Origin of the sequence: Nocardia sp. NPDC059236, assembly GCF_042754085.1 — a bacterium.
Lineage (GTDB): Bacteria > Actinomycetota > Actinomycetes > Mycobacteriales > Mycobacteriaceae > Nocardia.
In genome coordinates this window covers 86,840-105,405 of the sequence record NZ_JBHZAF010000025.1, presented here as the reverse complement: position 1 = coordinate 105,405, position 18,566 = coordinate 86,840, and the positions used below count along the sequence as shown (strand labels likewise).

Annotated in this window: 14 protein-coding genes and 2 pseudogenes; 9 read left to right on the top strand and 7 right to left on the bottom strand. The window is 67.2% G+C overall.

Translation table 11 applies throughout. The features are described from left to right. Positions 1-7: 7 nt before the first annotated feature. Genes ACFXIV_RS41210 through ACFXIV_RS41180 form a run of 7 tightly spaced genes read right to left on the bottom strand, consistent with a single transcriptional unit; the run spans position 8 to position 6,905 of the window. Positions 8-1,378 (bottom strand): MmgE/PrpD family protein, encoded by a 1,371-nt coding sequence (locus ACFXIV_RS41210; protein ID WP_379402221.1) that lies wholly within the window; start codon positions 1,376-1,378, stop codon positions 8-10. Next, complete coding sequence (locus ACFXIV_RS41205; protein ID WP_379402222.1) at positions 1,368-2,210, bottom strand: cyclase family protein; 843 nt, start codon at positions 2,208-2,210, stop codon at positions 1,368-1,370. Before ACFXIV_RS41205 ends, ACFXIV_RS41210 begins: the two co-directional genes overlap by 11 nt. Then, positions 2,207-3,238, bottom strand: coding sequence for an ABC transporter substrate-binding protein (locus ACFXIV_RS41200; RefSeq protein WP_379402223.1), 1,032 nt, complete (start codon positions 3,236-3,238; stop codon positions 2,207-2,209). The genes ACFXIV_RS41205 and ACFXIV_RS41200 overlap by 4 nt, the downstream gene beginning before the upstream one ends. A 10-nt stretch (positions 3,239-3,248) precedes the next feature. Beyond that, positions 3,249-4,082: an ABC transporter permease gene (locus ACFXIV_RS41195; protein WP_379402224.1), complete on the bottom strand. Its 834-nt coding sequence runs from the start codon at positions 4,080-4,082 to the stop codon at positions 3,249-3,251. After that, positions 4,079-4,888, bottom strand: coding sequence for an ABC transporter ATP-binding protein (locus tag ACFXIV_RS41190; RefSeq protein WP_379402225.1), 810 nt, complete (start codon positions 4,886-4,888; stop codon positions 4,079-4,081). The genes ACFXIV_RS41195 and ACFXIV_RS41190 overlap by 4 nt, the downstream gene beginning before the upstream one ends. 2 nt (positions 4,889-4,890) lie before the next feature. Then, complete coding sequence (locus ACFXIV_RS41185) at positions 4,891-5,748, bottom strand: HpcH/HpaI aldolase/citrate lyase family protein (protein ID WP_379402226.1); 858 nt, start codon at positions 5,746-5,748, stop codon at positions 4,891-4,893. Beyond that, a complete protein-coding gene (locus ACFXIV_RS41180) occupies positions 5,745-6,905 on the bottom strand; it encodes a CaiB/BaiF CoA transferase family protein (protein WP_379402227.1) in 1,161 nt (386 codons plus the stop codon). Before ACFXIV_RS41180 ends, ACFXIV_RS41185 begins: the two co-directional genes overlap by 4 nt. A 199-nt stretch (positions 6,906-7,104) precedes the next feature. Here ACFXIV_RS41180 and ACFXIV_RS41175 point away from each other — a divergent pair, with 199 nt between their 5' ends. From ACFXIV_RS41175 to ACFXIV_RS41135, 9 genes and pseudogenes are all read left to right on the top strand, one after another. Continuing rightward, positions 7,105-7,788, top strand: a complete 684-nt coding sequence (locus tag ACFXIV_RS41175; RefSeq protein WP_379421432.1) for a GntR family transcriptional regulator — start codon at positions 7,105-7,107, stop codon at positions 7,786-7,788. A gap of 213 nt (positions 7,789-8,001) precedes the next feature. After that, on the top strand, positions 8,002-11,274 hold the full coding sequence (locus tag ACFXIV_RS41170; protein ID WP_379402229.1) for a protein kinase: 3,273 nt from the start codon (positions 8,002-8,004) through the stop codon (positions 11,272-11,274). Between the two features lie 99 nt (positions 11,275-11,373). After that, positions 11,374-11,580 (top strand): annotated as a pseudogene (locus tag ACFXIV_RS41165) (transposase); the annotation flags it as partial. A gap of 915 nt (positions 11,581-12,495) precedes the next feature. Beyond that, the gene (locus tag ACFXIV_RS41160; RefSeq protein ID WP_379402315.1) at positions 12,496-13,209 is read left to right on the top strand and encodes a VIT1/CCC1 transporter family protein; all 714 of its coding nucleotides are present in this window, start codon (positions 12,496-12,498) and stop codon (positions 13,207-13,209) included. A gap of 318 nt (positions 13,210-13,527) precedes the next feature. Beyond that, a pseudogene (locus ACFXIV_RS41155) lies at positions 13,528-13,626 on the top strand (peroxiredoxin); the annotation flags it as partial. 135 nt (positions 13,627-13,761) lie between these two features. Continuing rightward, positions 13,762-13,962, top strand: a complete 201-nt coding sequence (locus tag ACFXIV_RS41150; RefSeq protein ID WP_379402319.1) for a hypothetical protein — start codon at positions 13,762-13,764, stop codon at positions 13,960-13,962. Between the two features lie 531 nt (positions 13,963-14,493). Beyond that, positions 14,494-16,812, top strand: a complete 2,319-nt coding sequence (locus ACFXIV_RS41145; protein WP_379402316.1) for a nitric-oxide reductase large subunit — start codon at positions 14,494-14,496, stop codon at positions 16,810-16,812. Between the two features lie 2 nt (positions 16,813-16,814). Next, on the top strand, positions 16,815-17,369 hold the full coding sequence (locus tag ACFXIV_RS41140; protein WP_379402230.1) for a hypothetical protein: 555 nt from the start codon (positions 16,815-16,817) through the stop codon (positions 17,367-17,369). Beyond that, on the top strand, positions 17,369-18,130 hold the full coding sequence (locus ACFXIV_RS41135) for a slipin family protein (RefSeq protein WP_379402231.1): 762 nt from the start codon (positions 17,369-17,371) through the stop codon (positions 18,128-18,130). Before ACFXIV_RS41140 ends, ACFXIV_RS41135 begins: the two co-directional genes overlap by 1 nt. The last annotated feature ends 436 nt before the right edge of the window (positions 18,131-18,566 follow it).

Sequence of the window (18,566 nt, the reverse complement as noted above, 5' to 3'; positions counted from 1 at the left end):
TCTATCGTCAGCCGAGTTGCTCGGCGAGGGTGGACAGGGCGGCGGCACAGGCCATGTCGTCGCCGGTGATGGTGTCCTGCAGGGCATTCCAGAGTGCCGTGGTGGCCGCCCCGAGCCGGGATGTGACGCAGTCGTCGAATTTCGTGCGCAGTTCGCGTGGTGAGAGCGGGTTGTCGGGACCGCCGCGGCCGGTGTCGACCTCGACCCGATACTGTCCGCCGTCGCCATCGGTGCCGACGGCCCTGCTCATCACCCGGTCCGGGAAGGCCGCCGTGGCGTACGGGTCGGCTTCGAAGCGGACTCGCGCGGCAGCAGCGAGAACGGCGTCGCCGGGCGGATTCTCGCCGTCGAAGTCGGCCAGTCCGACCCCGAGGCCGGAGCCGCCGAGCAGGGCGATCGCGACCACCACCGGGCCGGAGAACCGGGCGGCGTAGGCCGTGGGCGGAGCGTATTTGGCGGTTTCAGGGAAGGCGATGGTCCGCAGCACCGGCCCGGCCACCCCGATGCGCAGGGTGGCCCCGGGCTCAAGGCGAAATCCCTGCTGCCGCAACTGCAGTGCGGCGTCGATCGACGAGTGGGTGAAGCCGTTGGTGGGATACGGTTTCGTGGTCACCGACAGCACGCGCCACGCCCCGGCCGATTCCGGCGGCCCGCCCACGGTGGCTTCGCCGCCGAGGAACGCGTGCAGGAACCCGAAGCGGCCCTCGAGTGCAGTCGGCGGGGCGGTCGCGCCCGCGGCGGCCAGATCGGTCGCGAGAATGCCTGCGGCGGAGGCGAATCCGGCGTGCATGGGTTTGGTCTGGCCGCCGGTGCGGTTGCCCTCGAGAATCCCGCCGGACAGGGAGGCCGCCGCACCGATGGCGTGGGCGAGCTGTTCTGGCGGTAGCCCGCGCAGCAGACCGGCTGTTACCGCCGCCCCGATCGGCGTGCACACCGCCGTCGGATGGAAGCCCCGCTCGAACAGCACCGAATTTCCGTCCGCCACAGCAGTTTCACCCAGCCAGAGACTCACCTCCTCCCCTACCGCGATGGCGCGCAGCAGCTCTCGCGCGCCCGGCCGCGGCAGTTCGCGCGCAACAGCGATAGCCGTCGGCACGATCACGCAAGACGGATGGACCAGCGACGGCGTCTGGGCATTGTCGTAGTCCAGTGCGTGCGCGGCAGTACCCAGCACCAGGGCGAAACGACCGGCGTCGCCGCGATTTCGGGTTGCACGCCGCATGGATTCGACCGGCACTTCCGCCAGTCCGGCCACGGCGACGGCGACCGTGTCGACCAGATGCTCACTGGCGGCGGTCACGGCCGCATCCGGCACCTCGGATTTCGTGTAGGCGGCGTGCGCCCAGTCGGCGACCGCGCGGGACAGCTCAGCGGACACCGGCGGCCTCCCCGGGGATCAGCGCCAGCGGCCGGATGGGCGATCCGGTGGCACCGGTGATCCGCAGCGGCACAGCCACATACAGCACTTCGCGCACGCCGGCCGCGGCCAGTTCCTCGAAGGTCAGCACCTCCATGATGTGCACGCCGCGTTCCACGAGCAGCACCCCGTGCGCTGGCAGCGCCGCGTGCCCGACGCCGGGCAGGATCTGGTCGGTGGCGATAGTGTCACTGCACACCGCGCGAACCCCGGTATCCGCGAGATATTCCGCGGCCTCGGCGGTAATGCCCGGGACACCAGTCTCATGGCCGACGTAGGCGGCCGGATCGTGGTAGAGCTGCGGCCAGCCAGTACGAATGAGCGCGACCTCATCCGCTCCGGGCACGGTGTCGCTGAAGGCCGCGCGCAAATGGTCGGCGGTGATGCCGAAGCCGGGTTCGAGCCGGGGCACTCCCAGCAGTTTCGGGATATCGGCGAGCACGCCCCGGCACAGGAACGGTCGCACGGTGTCCACACCGTGCACCGTGAACGCGCCGCCGACACTGGCCGCATGGGCATCCACGCCGCCGAACATCTGACCGTCGATGGCCGCATGGCACAACGCGTCCAGGTGCGTGCCGACATGTCCGCCGGTGACGATGAGCTCGTTGGCCCCCGAGCCGCCCTGGGCGTTCACGCGGTCACCGTGCCGGCGCAGCAGCGCCATCCGGAAGCCCGGGTGGCTGGGCGAGCAGGGCATGCCGTTCTCGAGCGGCTGTCCCAGCTCGATGGTGCGCAGACCGCCGAGCAGGGCCTGCAGTCCGGTGAGGGAATCGGTTGTGGGGGTGGTCATTTCAGTTCCTCCGAGAAGCGGGTGTCGTAGGCCTTGGTGGCGTCGACGCTGGACTTGTTCAACACGGTGGCGACGAATCGGGCCGCCTTGTCGGCCTCGGCGGGGTCGATGGCCGCCGTGGGCGGGGTGGCCTTCACAATCGGCTCCCAGCTCAGGGTGAACTGCGGGTCGGTCATCTCCGGGAACCGGGGTCGCAGCAGCGCCGCCGCCAGATCGGGCTGCCCATGGATGAACGCGTCCGCCTGGTTCAGAGCGCGGGCGAAGCACCGCATCACCGCCTCCTTGCGGCCCATGGTCGCCGTGGACGTGGCGGCCACGCCGTAGAGCAGACCGTCCAGGTCGGGTGCGATACCGGAGGCCAGGCGCAGCATGACTCGGCCGTCACCGCGCTCGGCGGCCACCAACGAGGACGGCGGACCGATGATGTAGGCGTCGACCGAGCCATTGGCGAAGGCCGCCACCGTCTCCGCCGCACCGCCCGCTGCGACGACCTTCACGTCGGAGTCCGGGTTCAGGCCCGCGTGCTGCAGCAGGTACCGCAGCGTCTGGTCGGCCCCGGATCCGGCAGAGGTGACGGCCACTCGCAGCCCGCGCAGCGCGCGCACGGCGGTGTCGAGATCGGCGTTCGCGGGTGGCGCGTAGCGATTCTTCACACCGATATCAGCGGTGTTCCGGTCGGCGGTCGACGCGAAAGCCACCAGCGGTGCTCCCTTTTCGGCGGCGCTGAGGATGGCCGCGAAGGTGGTCAGCGCGACGTCGACGCTGCCGCCCGCCAGCGCCTGGATGGCCTCGGATCCGCCGCCCATTTCGACGGTTTCGACCCTCAGGCCCTGGCTTTCGAAGTAGCCCTTGTCCTGCGCGACGTACAGGGCCGCGTATTGCAGGTTGTTCGCGGTGGACTGTCCGATCTTCACGGTCTGCCCGGCGCAGTCAGTGACGGTGGGCCCGCGCCCGGCGCAGCCCGCGACCGCGGATCCGGTCAGTGCCAGTGCGGCCAGGACGGCCGCGATTCGGGTTCTGGTTGACATGGCTGATCTCTCATTTCCACCGGGAGCTCAGGCTCTCGGCGCGGCTCACCGCGATATTCAGCAGCAGTGCGACCACCACCAGTACGGCGATGGCGGCGAAGGTGCCTGCGGTGTCGAAGGTGTTGGCGGAGGTCTTGAGCAGATGCCCGAGGCCCTCGTTGGAGGCGGTGATCTCCGAGACCACCGCGCCGAGCAGCGAGTACGGCACGGCCAGCCGCAGTCCGGTCAGGATCCACGACATGGTGTGCGGCAGAATCACCTTCGTCAGCCGCTGCCGCCCGTTGGCACCCAGGACGGTGACGACTCCGAGCAGTTCGGAATCCGCGTCCCGGGCACCGGCGAAGGTGTTGTAGAAGACGAGGAAGAAGCACACCAGCGCAGTCATCACGACCTTGGCCTGCAGGCCGATGCCGAACCAGAGGATGAACAGCGGCGCCAGCGCGAGTTTGGGCAGGCTGTTGAGCGCGATGATGAACGGGTTGAGTACATCGCCGAGGAATCGGATGCGGCCCAACAGGAATCCGGCGACGATCCCGGCCGCGGAGCCCAGTAGCAGGCCGATGGCCATAGCGAGCAAGGTGGCTCGGGCATTGCCGGCGAGGGTGCCGTCGCGGGTCCATTCCAGCAGCCGTTCCCCGATGGCCTGGGGCGAGGAGACCCAAAACGGATCGATCACCGGGCCCGACAGGCCCTGCCAGGTGCCCAGGACCGCGACGACGATCAGGATCCGGGCGGTGTACACCACCAGGCGGTAGGTCAGTCGCTTGCGACGGTAGCGGGCGTCGGATTCGGCGTCGGCGCTCGGCGCGGGCGCGATGGTTCGAGCGGCGGCCAGGGTGCTCATGCCGGCACTCCCATTTCGACCTCGGGACTCAGTGCCGCCCATAGGGTTTCGTGCAGGCGGGCGTATTCCGGGTCGAAACGCGCGGTGCGGACGTCACGCGGGCGCGGCAGCGTGACCGGCGCATCGAGCAGGACACGGCTGGGTCGCGCGCTCATCACCAGGACCCGGTCGCCGAGCGCGATCGCCTCGCCCAGATCGTGGGTGATGAACAGCACCGTGGCCTCGGTGCGGGCCCGCAGCCCGAGCAGTTCACCCTGGAGCACGGTGCGCAATTGGCTGTCGAGCGCGCCGAACGGTTCGTCGGCGAGGATGACTTCCGGCTCGTACACCAGGGTGCGGGCGAGAGTAACGCGTTTGCGCATGCCGCCCGAGAGCTGACGCGGGTAGGCGTCCCCGAAGCCGGTCAGCCCGACCAGGTCGAGCACTTCGTCTGTGCGCCTGTCGGTTTCGGCCCTGCCGATACCGCGCAACTCCAGGGGCAGGCGCACGTTGGCGCGCACGGTGCGCCAGGGCAGCAGATTGTCCTTCTGGGTGACGTAGCCGACGCGGGTATTGGCTCCCGCCACCGGTTTTCCGTCGTAGCGGACCTGGCCGCGGCTGGGTTCGAGAAGGCCCGCAACCATATTGAGCAGCGTGGACTTGCCGCAGCCGCTGGGGCCGACGACGCAGCAGAACTGTCCCCGCGGAATCGACAGCGACAGTCCGTCGATGGCCCGGAAGGAGCGTCCGGCGCCCCGGAATGTCATGGCGACATCGGTGAATTCGATCAATGCCGGAGACCGGTCCGGCTCGGGGTGGTCACTCATGATCACGACCTTGTGCATTGGAGTGGTGGATACGGTTCGGCCCATTCGAGGGTCAGCCGCGCCGCGGCGACGACCGGCTGGTCGACGAAGGTGCCGTCGCCCAGGGCGAAGCCGCCCGATCGGGCGTCCGCCGCGGCGACGATGCGCCGCGCCTGGTCGATCTCGGCGGGCGTGGGTTGGAATGCCTCGGCGATGACGGGCAGTTGGGCGGGATGGATGGCTGAGCGGCCTCGCATACCCAATCGGCGGCCGCGCAGACAGGACTCACGCAGTCCCGCAGCATCTTTCACGTTTCCGAAGACAGCCATCCCCGGTGCCGGCAACTGCGCGGCCGCAGCGGCTACGACGATTCGGCTGCGTGCCCAGGCCAGCCCTTCTTCCTCGAAGGTGCCGAGCTCGGCCTGCAGGTCTCCCTCCCCCAACGAGATCGCGGCGACGCCGGGTGCCGAGGCGATGCGGTAGGCGTTCTCGACGCCGATAGCGGTTTCGATCAGGCAGTGGAATCCGGACTGCGATCCCCCCGCGCGGGCGATGCGGGCGGCAGCTTCGATATCGGCGGGCGATTCGACCAGCGGCAGCCGGATGCCGTCGAGTGCAGGCGATCCCGCGATGGCGTCGAGATCACGCCGACCTGTCTCGGTGTGGACATTGTTGATCCGCACGTGAATTCGTGTTTCCCGCGCCTCCTGATCGGCCGCCGCGAGGAATTCGGCCACGCACGCGCGGGCCTGGGTCTTGCGCGACTCGGCGACCGCGTCCTGCAGGTCCAGCACTACCACCGCGGCGCCGGAGGCCATGGCCTTGACCATCCGGTCGGGCCGGTCGCCGGGTACATACAGCCAGGTGCCCGGGTATCTCATGCCACCACACCGGCTTCGCGCCAGGTGCGGATCTGCTCGTCGGAGAAGCCGAGCGAGCCCAGCACCGCGTCGGTGTCCGCGCCCGGCGCCCGCCCGGCCCAGCGGATCGCGCCCGGGGTCTGGGAGAGCCGGAACAGCACATTCTGCATGGCCACCGTGCCGAGGTCGGGATCAGGCAGTCGCACAATGGTTTCCAGCGCCTTGTACTGCGGGTCGCCGAAGATGTCGGCGATGTCGTACACCGGGGAGATCGCGGCCTGGGCCTCGGTGAAGGCCTGGATCACCGCCGCAGCGTCGCGGTCGGCGATCCAGGCGGCCACCGCGCCGTCGACCTCGTCGACGTGCTGGACGCGGCCGTACCCGCTGGCGAACCACGGCTGCTCCACCAGATCCGGGCGGCCCACCAGGGTCATCACGCGTTCGGCGATGGACTGCGCGCTGGTCGACACCGCCAGCCAGCGGCCGTCGCGTGTGCGGTAGATATTGCGGGGGGCATTGTTGTCCGACCGGTTCCCGGTGCGGCGCGGCACCGTGCCGAGCGCATCGTAGGTGGTGATCTGCGCGCCCAGCATCATGAGAATGGGTTCGATGATGGCCAGGTCCACCACCTGGCCCCGGCCGGTGCTCTCCCGCTGAGCCAGCGCCACCATGATCGCGAAAGCCGTTGCCAACCCCGCGATTCCGTCGGCGAGTGCCAGCGGCGGCAGGGTCGGCGGCCCGTCGGGCTCACCGGTCATGGCGGCGAATCCGCTCATGGCCTCGGCCAGGGTGCCGAATCCGGGCTCGTGCGAGCGCGGCCCGAACTGGCCGAAGGCGGTGACACGGGAGATCACCAGCCTCGGATTGATCTCGTGCAGCACCTCCGGTCCGAGGTTCCAACGCTCCAGGGTGCCGGGCCGGAAGTTCTCGATCAGGACATCGGCGTCGGCGAGCAGGGCTCGCGCGATGGCCTGCCCCTCCGCCGCCGACAGATCCACGCCGATCGGACGCTTGTTGCGGCCCAACTGTTTCCAGACCAGGCCCACCCCATTCTTGCTCGCACCGTGGCCTCGGCTGGGATCCCCGCGCCGCGGGTGTTCGATCTTGACGACGTCGGCGCCGAAGTCCGCCAGCATCGTTGCCGCCAGTGGCCCGGCGAACAGGGTCGCCGCGTCCACCACCTTCAGTTTCCGTGACTCAGGACACATCATGTCACTAACTTATAAGTTATAAAATGAACCGTCAAGGGGTCGCCGCGGGCACTACGATCAGGACAGACAGCGGCATGAGAACAGGAGGCTCGATTCGATGGCACGGCGCAGCGCGAACGCCACAACTGGAACGGCGTCAACCGCCAACGGGTCCACCGGACCCGACATGACCTACGCCACCGTCAAGCCACCCGGCAGCCGCGCGGGCTACGTGCAAGAGATGTTGCGGTCGGAAATCCTCAGCGGCGCAATGCCTCCCGGCACGCCGATCCTGCAGGACAAGGTCGCCGAGCGGCTCGGCGTCTCCATCACCCCGGTGCGCGAGGCCCTGCGCAATCTCGAATCGGTCGGATTGGTCGTCTACGAACCGAATTTCGGCGCCAAGGTCGCCGAACACGCCGCCGGTGAGATGGAAGAACTCTACCTGCTGCGTGCCACCGTCGAGGGCCTGGCGGCCCGCCTGGCGGCTACCTCCATCTCCCCCGCCGAGCTGGCCCGCCTCCACGACAGCCACCGGGAACTGCGAGCCGCCCTGCAACTCGGCGACGCCGGCCGTATGTCCGCCGCCAGTCGCGAGTTCCACGCCCAGATCGCTCGCACCGGGGGCCGCTCCATCATCGCCCGCCACCTGCAATGGATCTGGGAAAGCCACCCCATCCCCATCGAGCAATCGGTCTGGTCGAACCTGAAAGTCGCCGAGCAGGCAGTGGAATCCCACGCCCGGCTAATAGCCTTACTCGAAGCCGGGGACGCTGCAGGCGCCGAAGAACATATGGTGCAACAAGTCCGGCTCGCAGCTTCAGCCCGCCTGGCCTCAATGCACCAGCGCGCGAACCGGGCAGCAATCTGAGCACCGAGCGAAGAACCGCGATCCCGGCGTGAGTTCGGTATGGCGATCGTTGCGTGACCGGGATGCGCCCCTCACACGCCCAACTCGCCCACGCTGCTGGCCCGACGAGCCTCCTCAGCAACCAACACGACCCGCTCGGGGAGTGGGCGATTGCAGGCAGATACGCCCTGGTAGGCGGGGTAGTCTCTTGCTGGGGTGGATTGCGGGTGACTGATGGTGGACTCTGATCCATTGAAGACGCAACGTGATCTTGGTGCTGATGTGGTCACGGAGTTGAGTGCTGTCGGGTTGGAGGACGCGGAGGAGATCGGGCGGGGCGGTTTCGGCGTGGTGTACCGCTGCACCCAGCACGGGCTGGATCGCACCGTGGCGGTCAAGGTCCTGACCTGCGAGCTCGATGAGAATCGGGAGCGTTTCTTTCGTGAGCAACGGGCGATGGGCCGGCTGACGGGCCACCCGAATATCGTCGGGGTGCTCGAGGTCGGCGAAACCGAGACCGGTCGGCCGTACCTGGTGATGCCGTACCACCCGCAGGGTTCGCTGGACGCGCGGATCCGCCGCGATGGCCCGGTATCGGTGGAGGAAGTACTCCACCTGGGGGTGAAGATGGCGGGTGCGTTGGAAACGGCGCATTGTGCAGGTGTTCTGCACCGGGACGTCAAACCGGCGAACATTCTGCTCACCGACTACGGTGAGCCGGCGTTGACGGACTTCGGTATTGCTCATCTTGCTGGGGGTTTCCGGACGGCGACCGGTGCGGTTTCTGGTTCTCCGGCGTTCACCGCGCCCGAGGTGCTCAGCGGGGATTCACCCAGCAACGGCTCGGATGTATACGGGCTGGGTGCCACGTTGTTTTGTGCGCTGACCGGTCACGCGGCGTTCGAGCGCCGCAGCGGTGAGCAGGTGGTGGCGCAGTTTCTTCGGATCACGACCCAGCCGATACCGGATCTGCGCGAGCGTGGAATGCCAGACGACGTGTGTGCAGTCATCGAGGCGGCGATGTCTCGTGAGGCCCGAGACCGCCCTTCGGCCGCAGAGTTCGGCGAGCAGTTGCAGCGGATTCAACAAGCGCACGGTTGTGGGGTCGATCAGATGGCGCTGCGAACCGAACCGGGCGGCGAGCAAGCATCGCCGGCGGCGGTACCCGCAGGGGGGACCAACATACCCGGCCGCAGCGGCGTTGTGCTGCGCAGGGATGCGGGGAACTTGCCGCGGGAGTTGACCAGTTTTGTGGATCGGCGTAGCCAGGTCTCGGAAGTGAAGAACGTGCTGTCGGGGTCGTGTCTGGTGACCCTGACCGGGATCGGTGGGGTTGGTAAGTCCCGGCTGGCGCTACGGGTGGCCCATAGATTGCAACGGAATATCGCCGACGGCGTCTGGCTGGTCGAGTTGGGTGAGTTGCGCGATTCGTCGTTGCTGGTCGATGTCATAGCCGGCGCCTTCGGTGTGCGGCAGCAGGTTGGCAGACCGATGCTCGAGGTGCTGGTTGAATTCCTGTCCACCCGCGAGGTGTTGTTGGTGCTCGACAACTGCGAGCACGTGATCGAGGCGGTCGCGCAACTGGTCGAGTCGCTACTTCGGGCGTGCCCGCAGCTGCGGATTCTGGCCACGAGTCGCGAGGCCGTCGGCATCGGCGGGGAATCGGTGCTGCCAGTACCGCCGCTACGCTTCCCGGACCGGGGAAGTGGGCTAACCCTGCGTCAAGCGGCCGGATACGACGCGGTGACGCTGTTCGCGGAGCGAGCCGTCGCGGCGGTGCAAGGATTCCAGCTGTCCGAGGACAACCAGGTCAGCGTGGCCGAGATCTGCGCGCGGCTCGACGGGTTGCCGTTGGCGATCGAGCTGGCGGCGGCGCGGCTGCGCACGATGTCTGCCGAGCAGATCCTGGTGAGGTTGACCGACCGGTTTGCCATGTTGACCCGCGGCAGTCGGGGTGCGCCCACACGCCAGCAAACACTGGCGTGGTGCATCGGCTGGAGCTATGACCTGTGCACACCGGCCGAACAGCGACTGTGGGGTCGGCTGTCGGTATTCGCTGGAAGTTTCGAGCTCGATGCCGCCGAGGACGTGTGCGGCAGCGACCAGAGCGAGCCGGAGTTCCTCGATGCGTTATCCGCGCTGGTCGACAAGTCAATCCTGATCCGTGAGGAATCGGGTGCCGCAGTGCGCTTCCGGCAGCTCGAGACCGTGCAGGAATACGGCAAGCAGAAGATCAAGCAGGCCGGCGAGTACGCAGAACTGTGCCGGCGTCACCGGGACTGGTACGAGCGGCTAGCACTCGAAGCAGAGGCGGACTGGATCAGTCCGCGCCAGCTCGAGTGGATCGCCCGGATCGCGCGTGAACTACCGAACCTGCGAAAGGCGATGGAGCTCAGCCGAACTCAGAAGCATGCAGCCGGATTGCGCACCGCCGCCGCCCTACATAGTTTCTGGGCTGCGGGTGGACGATTCAGCGAGGGACGCCGCTGGTGCGACCGCACGCTTGCCAGTGCATCCGACGCCGCGGCGGCCGACCGAGCCAAGGCCCTCTGCATGAGCAGCGTGTTCGCCACGCATCTGGGGGACCTTCCGGCCGCAACCGGGCGCGTGGCCGAACTTCGCGCCCTTACCGAGCAGACGTCCGACCAGACGATTGCTGCCCTGCTCGCCTACACCGACGGGTACACCGCTCTCAGCAGTGGCGATCTGGCTCGCGCCGGCACCCAGTTGAACGACGCCGTCGAAGCATTCAGCGCCCGCGGTGAGATCTTGTTCCAATTGAAGGCACTGAATTTACTTGGCTGGACTTATATATTGCAGCGGGATATGCCAGATGTCATCGCCTGCCTCGGGAAAGCACTGACCGTCTCGAATACCCACGGCGAGACGTATTTTCGGACGCTGGCCCTGCGGACCATGGCATTTGCCGTCTGGCAGATGGGTGACCGCGAGCGGGCGGAGCAGCTATTCGAGGAGGCTCTTCGGTTGGCTCGACGGGTGGTCGATCCGTACGTCACCGGTCATGCTTTAGAGATACTGGCCTGGATCGCGGCCGAGAAGCATGATGCCCAGCGCGCGGCCATGCTGTTGGGCGCCGCGCACGGGCTCCTTCACTCGGTCGGCGACTCCGGCATCACGCAGTCTCCCCAATTGCTTGCTTACCGTGAGGAATGCGAGCGCCGCAGCCGCGACGTACTCGGCAGGCGAGGATTCGAGTCCGCCCACCAGGAGGGTGCCGCGATGAGTTTCGAGGCGGCCGTCGACTTCGCGCTGGGTGAGCATCATCCAGCCGAGACACCAGCGGATCGCGGAGCGGCGAGTTTGACCAAGCGGGAGCGCCAAATAGCCGACCTCGTCGCTGAGGGGTTGACCAACAAGGCAATCGCTAGCCGGCTGGTGATTTCGCAGCGCACCGCAGCAGGGCACGTCGAGCACATCCTCGCCAAATTGGGATTCACATCTCGTGCACAGATCGCAGCCTGGGCTGCCGAGCATCCCCGCGACTAGGTTCTGCCTCGAAGTGATGTATGGGGTGGCACCACTGCGTGGTGCCACCCCACCCCATCACAGTGTTCAGCGAAAGCTGTTGCCTGCATTGGCATATGGGTGAGATCTCCGGTATTTCGGGTTAGCGACCAAGCAAACCTGAATACAGCCGGAGACCTCGTGACCAGCGTAGCGGTGGCGGGGCGAGCGGACCTGACCGATGCCCAGTGGGCGCGGTTGGAGCCGCTGTTGCCCTGCGGTAAGAAGGCGGGACGCCCGTCGAAGTGGACGAAACGGCAGCTCATCGACGGGATTCGGTGGCGCACCCGAGTCGGTACGCGCGGATCTCGCTGTCGCGCTTGTCGATCCGGTCCAGATAGCGTTCGAACCGGACATCGAACTGGACTGGGAGATGTACGGATCACTGCCCGGCGGCATCCGCCGCGCGCACCGTACTGGCCGGTGTCCACCGATCGCCGCGGCGATGGCACTCCATGCCCCACCTCCGCCGCGAAACGCATTGCTGGCAGTTCCGTCACCGGAACTCGAGCAGGCCCCGAGGGAATGACTGACGATCTGGACCTGTTCCTCTCTCCCGGACCCCTCGCCTCTGAATTTGAGCGAAGCCAATTTCGGTGGCCTGCGCTACCCCAACCAGATCGCCGACAGCCGCAACGCGCTGCCGAACAGCCCTGGCGTGCACGTGCAGGCGCCCGCAGCACCTGCTCCACAGCCACCTGCCTCGGCCATTCCGCCGCCGAGAACGACCTGTCCGAGGCCGAGGCCTGGCAGACCGCACTAGGGCCTGCCCCGCGCGGTTCTCGCGGATCACGTTCCGAACAGCGCCTCGACGACGGCGTCCTCGAACGTGAATTCACCCTCGGCGAGATCGCCGGCATCCTGTGGCGCGGTGGCTACGCCGCGCCCGAGCTGGCGCGACTGGCGATGCTACACAACAACTGCATGGGCGGAGCAACCGATGCCAAGCCTTCGTCGACGGACCAGACAAAGTCCCGCCTACCGATCCCGATGCCGATCCCAGTGCAGCGGAACGCAGTCGGCCATGACAGGGGCTGTGGTCCTCACCGGCGGTGCCCTCTTCCTCCACAGACCCGTTGTCGCCAGGACGGGGACTTCGGCCATCCCCTCGGAGTCGTTGTGCCCTGTCAGCGAGGCCCACAGATGGGAACGATCAACGGACAGGTCGGCCGATCGATCCCAGAAATCCGAAGGACACTGAGCATGACTTTCCTCGAGATGGTGAACCCGCATGCCGAACGGCATCGTGGCGAGCACGCGGGCTGGCTGCGGGCCGCGGTCCTCGGCGCCAACGACGGACTGGTGTCGACCGCGAGCCTCATGGTCGGTGTGGCGGCCAGTGGCGCGGCGGCGGGCGCAGTGCTCACCGCAGGGCTGGCCGGACTCGCGGCCGGGTCGATGGCCATGGCCGCGGGCGAATATGTCTCGGTCAGTTCACAAGTCGACGTCGAACGCGGGGATCGGGCCAAGGAAGAACTCGAACTGGCCACCGACCCGGAAGCCGAACTGGCCGAACTGGCCGGCATCTACCGCGCCCGCGGCCTGCCCGCGGAACTCGCTGCGCAGGTCGCCGCCGCACTGCACGACAACGATCCGCTCGATGCCCACCTGCGGGACGAACTCGGGCACACCGAGATCACCGCCGCCCGCCCGCTGCAGGCCGCGATGGCCTCGGCCACCAGCTTCTTCATCGGCGGACTGCTCCCGCTACTGGGCTTGATCGCACCCACCAGCGCCACCCGGCTACTGCTCATCGTGATCGTCACCGTGCTCGGACTAGCCATCGCGGGGATTCTCGGGGCACGAGTCGCCGGAACCAGCGTCCTTGGCCCGGCTCTGCGAGTTGTCATCGGCGGCAGCCTCGCGATGGCGATCACGGCACTCGTTGGCCAACTCGTCCACGTCGCCGGTATCTGACCGGACCGACGACCCCGCTGAACCTGCCGACCCCGCGGGCACGTCGACGAATTACGAACGGCCCTACCACCAGTCGGGGTGACAACGCAGGCTGGGAGACCCAGCCGTCTGTCAACAGATCGTGAGAGGGTGGGGAAACGGTGAGGTCGCCTGGTCCAGGTAGGAAACAGTGCGCCGGAGACTACCGGGAGACCCGAAAACTCATCGACTGTTGATTACCCGGGAGGTGCGGCCCGCCGGGTGTGAGCGCGGGCCGAGTTCGGTCGGGCCGCCACGCCGATGACCGGGACCTGTTCGGCTTCTACAGACACGACGGACGACGTGCGGGTCACCTTTCCACTGGTCGAGGACCTCACGATGGCGGTCGCGCGGCGCCACGGGATGATCATGCCGGGTGAGGATTCCACCAAACCCATTTCGCGACAGTCCTGGCCGACTACTACTTCGAGGGCGAGTACTGACCCAACAGGCCGACGACGTCGAGGTGAGAGTCTGGCGAGTTCATCAACGGCTGTCGCTGCAGGGCGTGGCCGGAGTGCTCCGGCGGCGCGCGTGGTGGTCGCGGCGCGCAATGCGCACGTGGCCGATGTGCCCGCCGCGGTGCTGGCCACAGTGGGGCAGCCGACGCCCTCGCGGGAGACGGTGGTCGCGCTGATCGAGATCCTCGACTCCGTGGGATTCCGGCGGGGCGAGTCGGCGACCGCCGTCATCGCGCGAGTCGACGTATTGCTCGCCGAGAAGCTGAGCGTGTGAAGAGGGCCGCCGGTTGCCGGATAGCCGGGATCGCACGGTGCGGCGTTGCGGATCGTATTTGCGCTGGCATCAAGGGATTTCGCTGACGCTTCTGTCACAGGGCATCTTCGGTGCGCCGGAGAAGCCAGTCGGCGGTATCGGCCCATTCCCGCCGACTCGCAGCGTTACCGCCGTCGGGCTCCTGGTCCTCCTGCTCGGCGAGGCCGCGCTGGGGGTGCGCCCGGTCGCCCAGGCGGTGGCGGTCTCGCGCAGCTCGGCGAGTGCGCCGCGGACGTCGATCCCGCGCAGCGATCGCGTGCTGATGACGAAGGTGCCCGAACCCTGCCGGGTCTCGATGAGCCCGGTTGGAGGTCGGGCTCCGTGACCGCGTCACCCGCGGGAAGACCCGGGGAAATCGTCTGTTCGTGCGACACGCTGGAGAGTTGCCGTGTGTAGTGCAGCTATACCTCCATGATCGACGGGGCGCCGATGGCGCAAGCTTCTGCGATCAGCGATTTCTCATCGAACGGAGGATCGAGGGTGAGCAGCGACATGGTGAGCAGCGGCACGAAGCGGCAATTGCTCGTCGGCAAGGGATGGATCCAGGCATGTGTGCTGGTCGCGCTGTTCGGGTTCTTGGTGATGGGATTGCTGGCGTACCGGACCTATTCCGGTTCGGCCCCGATTCCCGAACGCGTGCAGTCGCCGACCGGGCAGACGCTGTTCACCGCCGACGATGTCAATCACGGCCAGAAGATTTTCCTGGCGGCGGGTCTCATGCAGTACGGGTCGATACTCGGGCACGGGGCGTGGCTGGGACCGGATTACACCGCCGATTACCTACGCCGGTCGGCGGATTTCGCGCTGGAGCAGTTGGGGAACGACGATCGGGCGCGGGCGCGGGTGCTCGCCGATTTCCAGGCCAACCGCTACGACGAGAAGACCGGTGTGCTGGTCTACAGCACTGAGCAGGCGCAGGCGTTCGGGCGTCTGGTCGACCATTACGCAGACGTGTTCGGCCGCACGGGTACCGGGCTGGGACTGCGGCCGGAGCTGCTCACAGATCGGGCGCAGATCCACGATCTGACCGCGTTCTTCTCGTGGACGGCGTGGATGTCGGCTGCGCATCGGCCGGGTCACGACTACTCCTATACCAATTCTTGGCCGGCGGAACCGCGCGTCGGCAATAGCCCTACCGCGAACGTGGTGGTGTGGAGCGTCATCTCGCTCATCGCACTGCTGGGCGGGATCGGACTGTTGTTCGCCGCCTTCGGCCGCTGGGGCAACCGGCTCGGGTGGAAGGGCCGGGAGGCGGCCACCTTGTCGTTCCGGGCGCCCGGCGAGGTGGCGCTGACCCCCGGGCAGCGCTCCACCCGATGGTATTTCGCGATCATGGTGATCCTGTTCGGCGCGCAGAGCCTGCTCGGCGCCGCCACCGAACACTATCGCGCCGACGTGACCAGCTTCTTCGGCCTCGATCTGGCGAAGATCCTGCCCTACAACCTGACTCGCACCTGGCATCTGCAGCTGGCGCTGTTCTGGGTGGTGGCGGCGTTCCTCGCCGCGGGAATCTTCCTGGCGCCCTTGATCGCCCGGCGCGAGCCGCGCGGGCAGGGCCGGTTGTCCTACATCCTGCTCGGGGCGGTGGCGATTGTCGTGTTCGGCAGCCTGATCTGTGAAGCGCTGAGCATCCACGGCAAGGTGTCGTACGGCAACTTCTTCGCCGCACAGCAATTCACCTTCCTCGACCTGGCCCGCGTCTGGCAGATCCTGCTGGTGTCCGGGCTGGCGATCTGGGTGGGGATCCTGTGGCGCGGGTTGCGCGGGCGGCTGGCAGACGAGCACAAGGGCAATATGCCGTGGCTGTTCTTCCTCTCCGCGCTCGCCATTCCGGTGGTCTACGCGGTCGGGTTACTGGCGAGGCCGGGCGACAACTTCACCCACACCGAGTTCTGGCGGTTCTGGGTGGTGCATCTGTGGGTGGAGGACTTCCTGGAACTGTTCACCACCGTCATGGTCGCCTATATGTTCGTCCTGCTCGGGGTGGTGCGCGAGCGGGTCGGCATGATCGTCATCTATCTCGACATCATTCTGTATTCCGCGGGCGGGGTGATCGGCACCATGCATCACCTGTACTTCAACGGAACTCCGGTCGAGCACATGGCACTGGGTGCGGTGTTCTCCGCGCTGGAGGTGGTCCCGCTGACCTTCCTCACCGTGGAGGCGTGGAGCTTCCTGCAACTGGGGTCCAAGCAGGAGTCGCGGTCGGCCGCGGAGTTCCCCCACCGGTGGGCGGTCATGTTCCTGGTCGCGGTCGGATTCTGGAACTTCCTGGGCGCGGGCATCTTCGGGTTCCTGATCAACCTGCCGATCGTGTCCTATTACGAGATCGGCACCGCGCTCACCGCCAACCACTCACACGCGGCGATGATGGGCGTCTACGGCATGCTCGCCTGCGCGTTCGCGCTGTTCTGTGTGCGCTATATGATCCCGGCCGATAAATGGCCGGACAGGCTGGCGAAAATCTCGTTCTGGTCGTTGAACATCGGGCTGGCGTGGATGGTGTTCGCCACCCTGCTGCCGATCGGAATCCTGCAGCTGTACAAGGCCGTCGACAGCGGATACTACGAGGCGCGCGAGCTGAACTACATTCAAAGCCACGCGAATTCGGTGCTGGAATGGCTGCGCATGCCGGGCGACATCGTGTTCATCGTCGGTGGTATCGCGCCGCTGGCGTGGATCATGTGGCTGGCCGTGAAATACCGCGGAACGGGCGCAACGCCACCGCCGGAGGCCACGAGGATCACCACCGACTATCGGGAGGTGCCCGCCGACGAACTGGTAGCACTGACCGGCAGCGGGAGCGAGTGATAGTGGTGCACCCAGCGGTCGAGACGCAGCTGATGGGCGGGTACGCGGTGCTGCTCATCGCCACCGCGTTCGGCCTGGATCTGCTGGCGCGGCAGATCCATCGGCGCTCCGATCGGCACCGCAACGCCGGATTCCGGTACCTTCCCGAGCACGATTACTGGGTGTGCCCGGCGAATGAGCCGTTGTGGCCGCACAGCATCGACGACCGGGCCCGCCTGATCCGCTATCGGGCGCGTCCGTCGGTGTGCAACGCTTGCCCGGACAAGCGCGACTGCACCGACTCCGCGGCGGGGCGGGAGATCACCAAGGCCGTCGACCCCTGGCCGCATTCGGAGGCCGGTCGTTTCCATCGGGGGATCGCGTTGGTGCTGATCGTGGCAGCCGCCACGTTCCTGATCATCGCGGCGGCCCTACATCCCACGTCCGCGGATCTGATTGTGCTGGCACCGATCACGCTCGGCTGGGTGTGCGCCGCCGGTGTTCTGACCGCCCATTTTCGGCACACGCCCGCCGACTTCCCCACCGGAGTTCCGGTGGACGAAAGGAGTTCCCAGTGATGATGATCGGCGTCGCCGCGGCCGTCGCCGCCGCCCTGCTGCTCCCGGTGTCGAGCCTGCGGATCCTGCGCGAATACGAGCGGGCCGTGGTGTTCCGGCTGGGCCGGCTGCGCCCGCTGCGTGGTCCGGGCTTGGTGGCGTTGATCCCCCTCGTCGATCGCATGGTGCGTGTCGACCTGCGCACCATCACACTCACCATCCCGCCGCAGGAGGCCATCAGCCGCGACAACGTGCCGGTCCGGGTCAACGCCGTCGCGTACTTTCGCGTCGTCGACCCGGTCCGCAGCGTGGTCGAGGTGGAGAACCACGCGGTCGCCACCTCCCAGATCGCGCAAACCACATTGCGTTCCGTGTTCGGCCGCGAGGACCTCGACACCCTGCTGTCCGAGCGCGACCAGATCAACACCAACCTGCAGAAGATCATCGATGAGCAGACCGAACCATGGGGCGTGAAGGTCGCGCTGGTCGAGATCAAGGACGTCGAGATCCCTGAGGCCATGCAGCGCGCCATCGCCCGGCAGGCGGAGGCCGAACGCGAACGCCGTGCCCGCATCATCCACTCCCGCGGCGAGGTCGAGGCCGCCAAAAACACCCGCGATGCAGCACAACTGCTGGCCGCGACCCCGGCAGGCCTCCAACTACGCTACCTGCAGGCACTCGGGGAGCTGGGAGCCGAAGGCCGTTCCACCGTCGTCTTCCCGATGCCCGTCGACCTCACAGAACCACTCAAACGCGCGCTGCGTTCCGAAACACTCCAATGAGGTGCGGCTTCACATGCCCGACTGGCGGAAGCAGACTCGATCGACGTCAGCGTGTGGTTCGCGGACCTGGTGGCCGGTCCAGAGACCGAGCCGGTGGATCCGGCCGAGAGCGATCGCCCTCGCATGCGGTTCGGTCGCGCTAGCGGTGATCCGGTCATGGCGGACCACCCTGCGTGCGATCGTCGCTGTCGTCACCAAGCTCGCGTCATGGCCGGCGTTGACTGGCTAGCCCAAGTACCGCAACACCGCCCCGGCCGCGAATCGACACCCCTGATCAAACCCCGGCCGGTCACAACCGGAGGTTCGATCGGTTCATCGGAGCCACAGCCCAGGCCGTGGAACACCCGCTGATACGCCAGCGTGATGCCCCGGACAGCTTGGCGAGATCGGACGCCGCGCTAAGCCGGGGGGTGTTCGATCAGGAGGCCGTACATCG

Excerpts from the sequence above, each read along its gene's own strand:
- ACFXIV_RS41205 (WP_379402222.1), bottom strand. The coding sequence starts at position 2,210 with ATGACCACCCCCACAACCGATTCCCTCACCGGACTGCAGGCCCTGCTC.
- ACFXIV_RS41200 (WP_379402223.1), bottom strand. The coding sequence starts at position 3,238 with ATGTCAACCAGAACCCGAATCGCGGCCGTCCTGGCCGCACTGGCACTG.
- ACFXIV_RS41195 (WP_379402224.1), bottom strand. The coding sequence starts at position 4,082 with ATGAGCACCCTGGCCGCCGCTCGAACCATCGCGCCCGCGCCGAGCGCC.
- ACFXIV_RS41190 (WP_379402225.1), bottom strand. The coding sequence starts at position 4,888 with ATGAGTGACCACCCCGAGCCGGACCGGTCTCCGGCATTGATCGAATTC.
- ACFXIV_RS41185 (WP_379402226.1), bottom strand. The coding sequence starts at position 5,748 with ATGAGATACCCGGGCACCTGGCTGTATGTACCCGGCGACCGGCCCGAC.
- ACFXIV_RS41175 (WP_379421432.1), top strand. The coding sequence starts at position 7,105 with ATGACCTACGCCACCGTCAAGCCACCCGGCAGCCGCGCGGGCTACGTG.
- ACFXIV_RS41170 (WP_379402229.1), top strand. The coding sequence starts at position 8,002 with ATGGTGGACTCTGATCCATTGAAGACGCAACGTGATCTTGGTGCTGAT.
- ACFXIV_RS41160 (WP_379402315.1), top strand. The coding sequence starts at position 12,496 with ATGACTTTCCTCGAGATGGTGAACCCGCATGCCGAACGGCATCGTGGC.
- ACFXIV_RS41145 (WP_379402316.1), top strand. The coding sequence starts at position 14,494 with ATGGTGAGCAGCGGCACGAAGCGGCAATTGCTCGTCGGCAAGGGATGG.
- ACFXIV_RS41135 (WP_379402231.1), top strand. The coding sequence starts at position 17,369 with ATGATGATCGGCGTCGCCGCGGCCGTCGCCGCCGCCCTGCTGCTCCCG.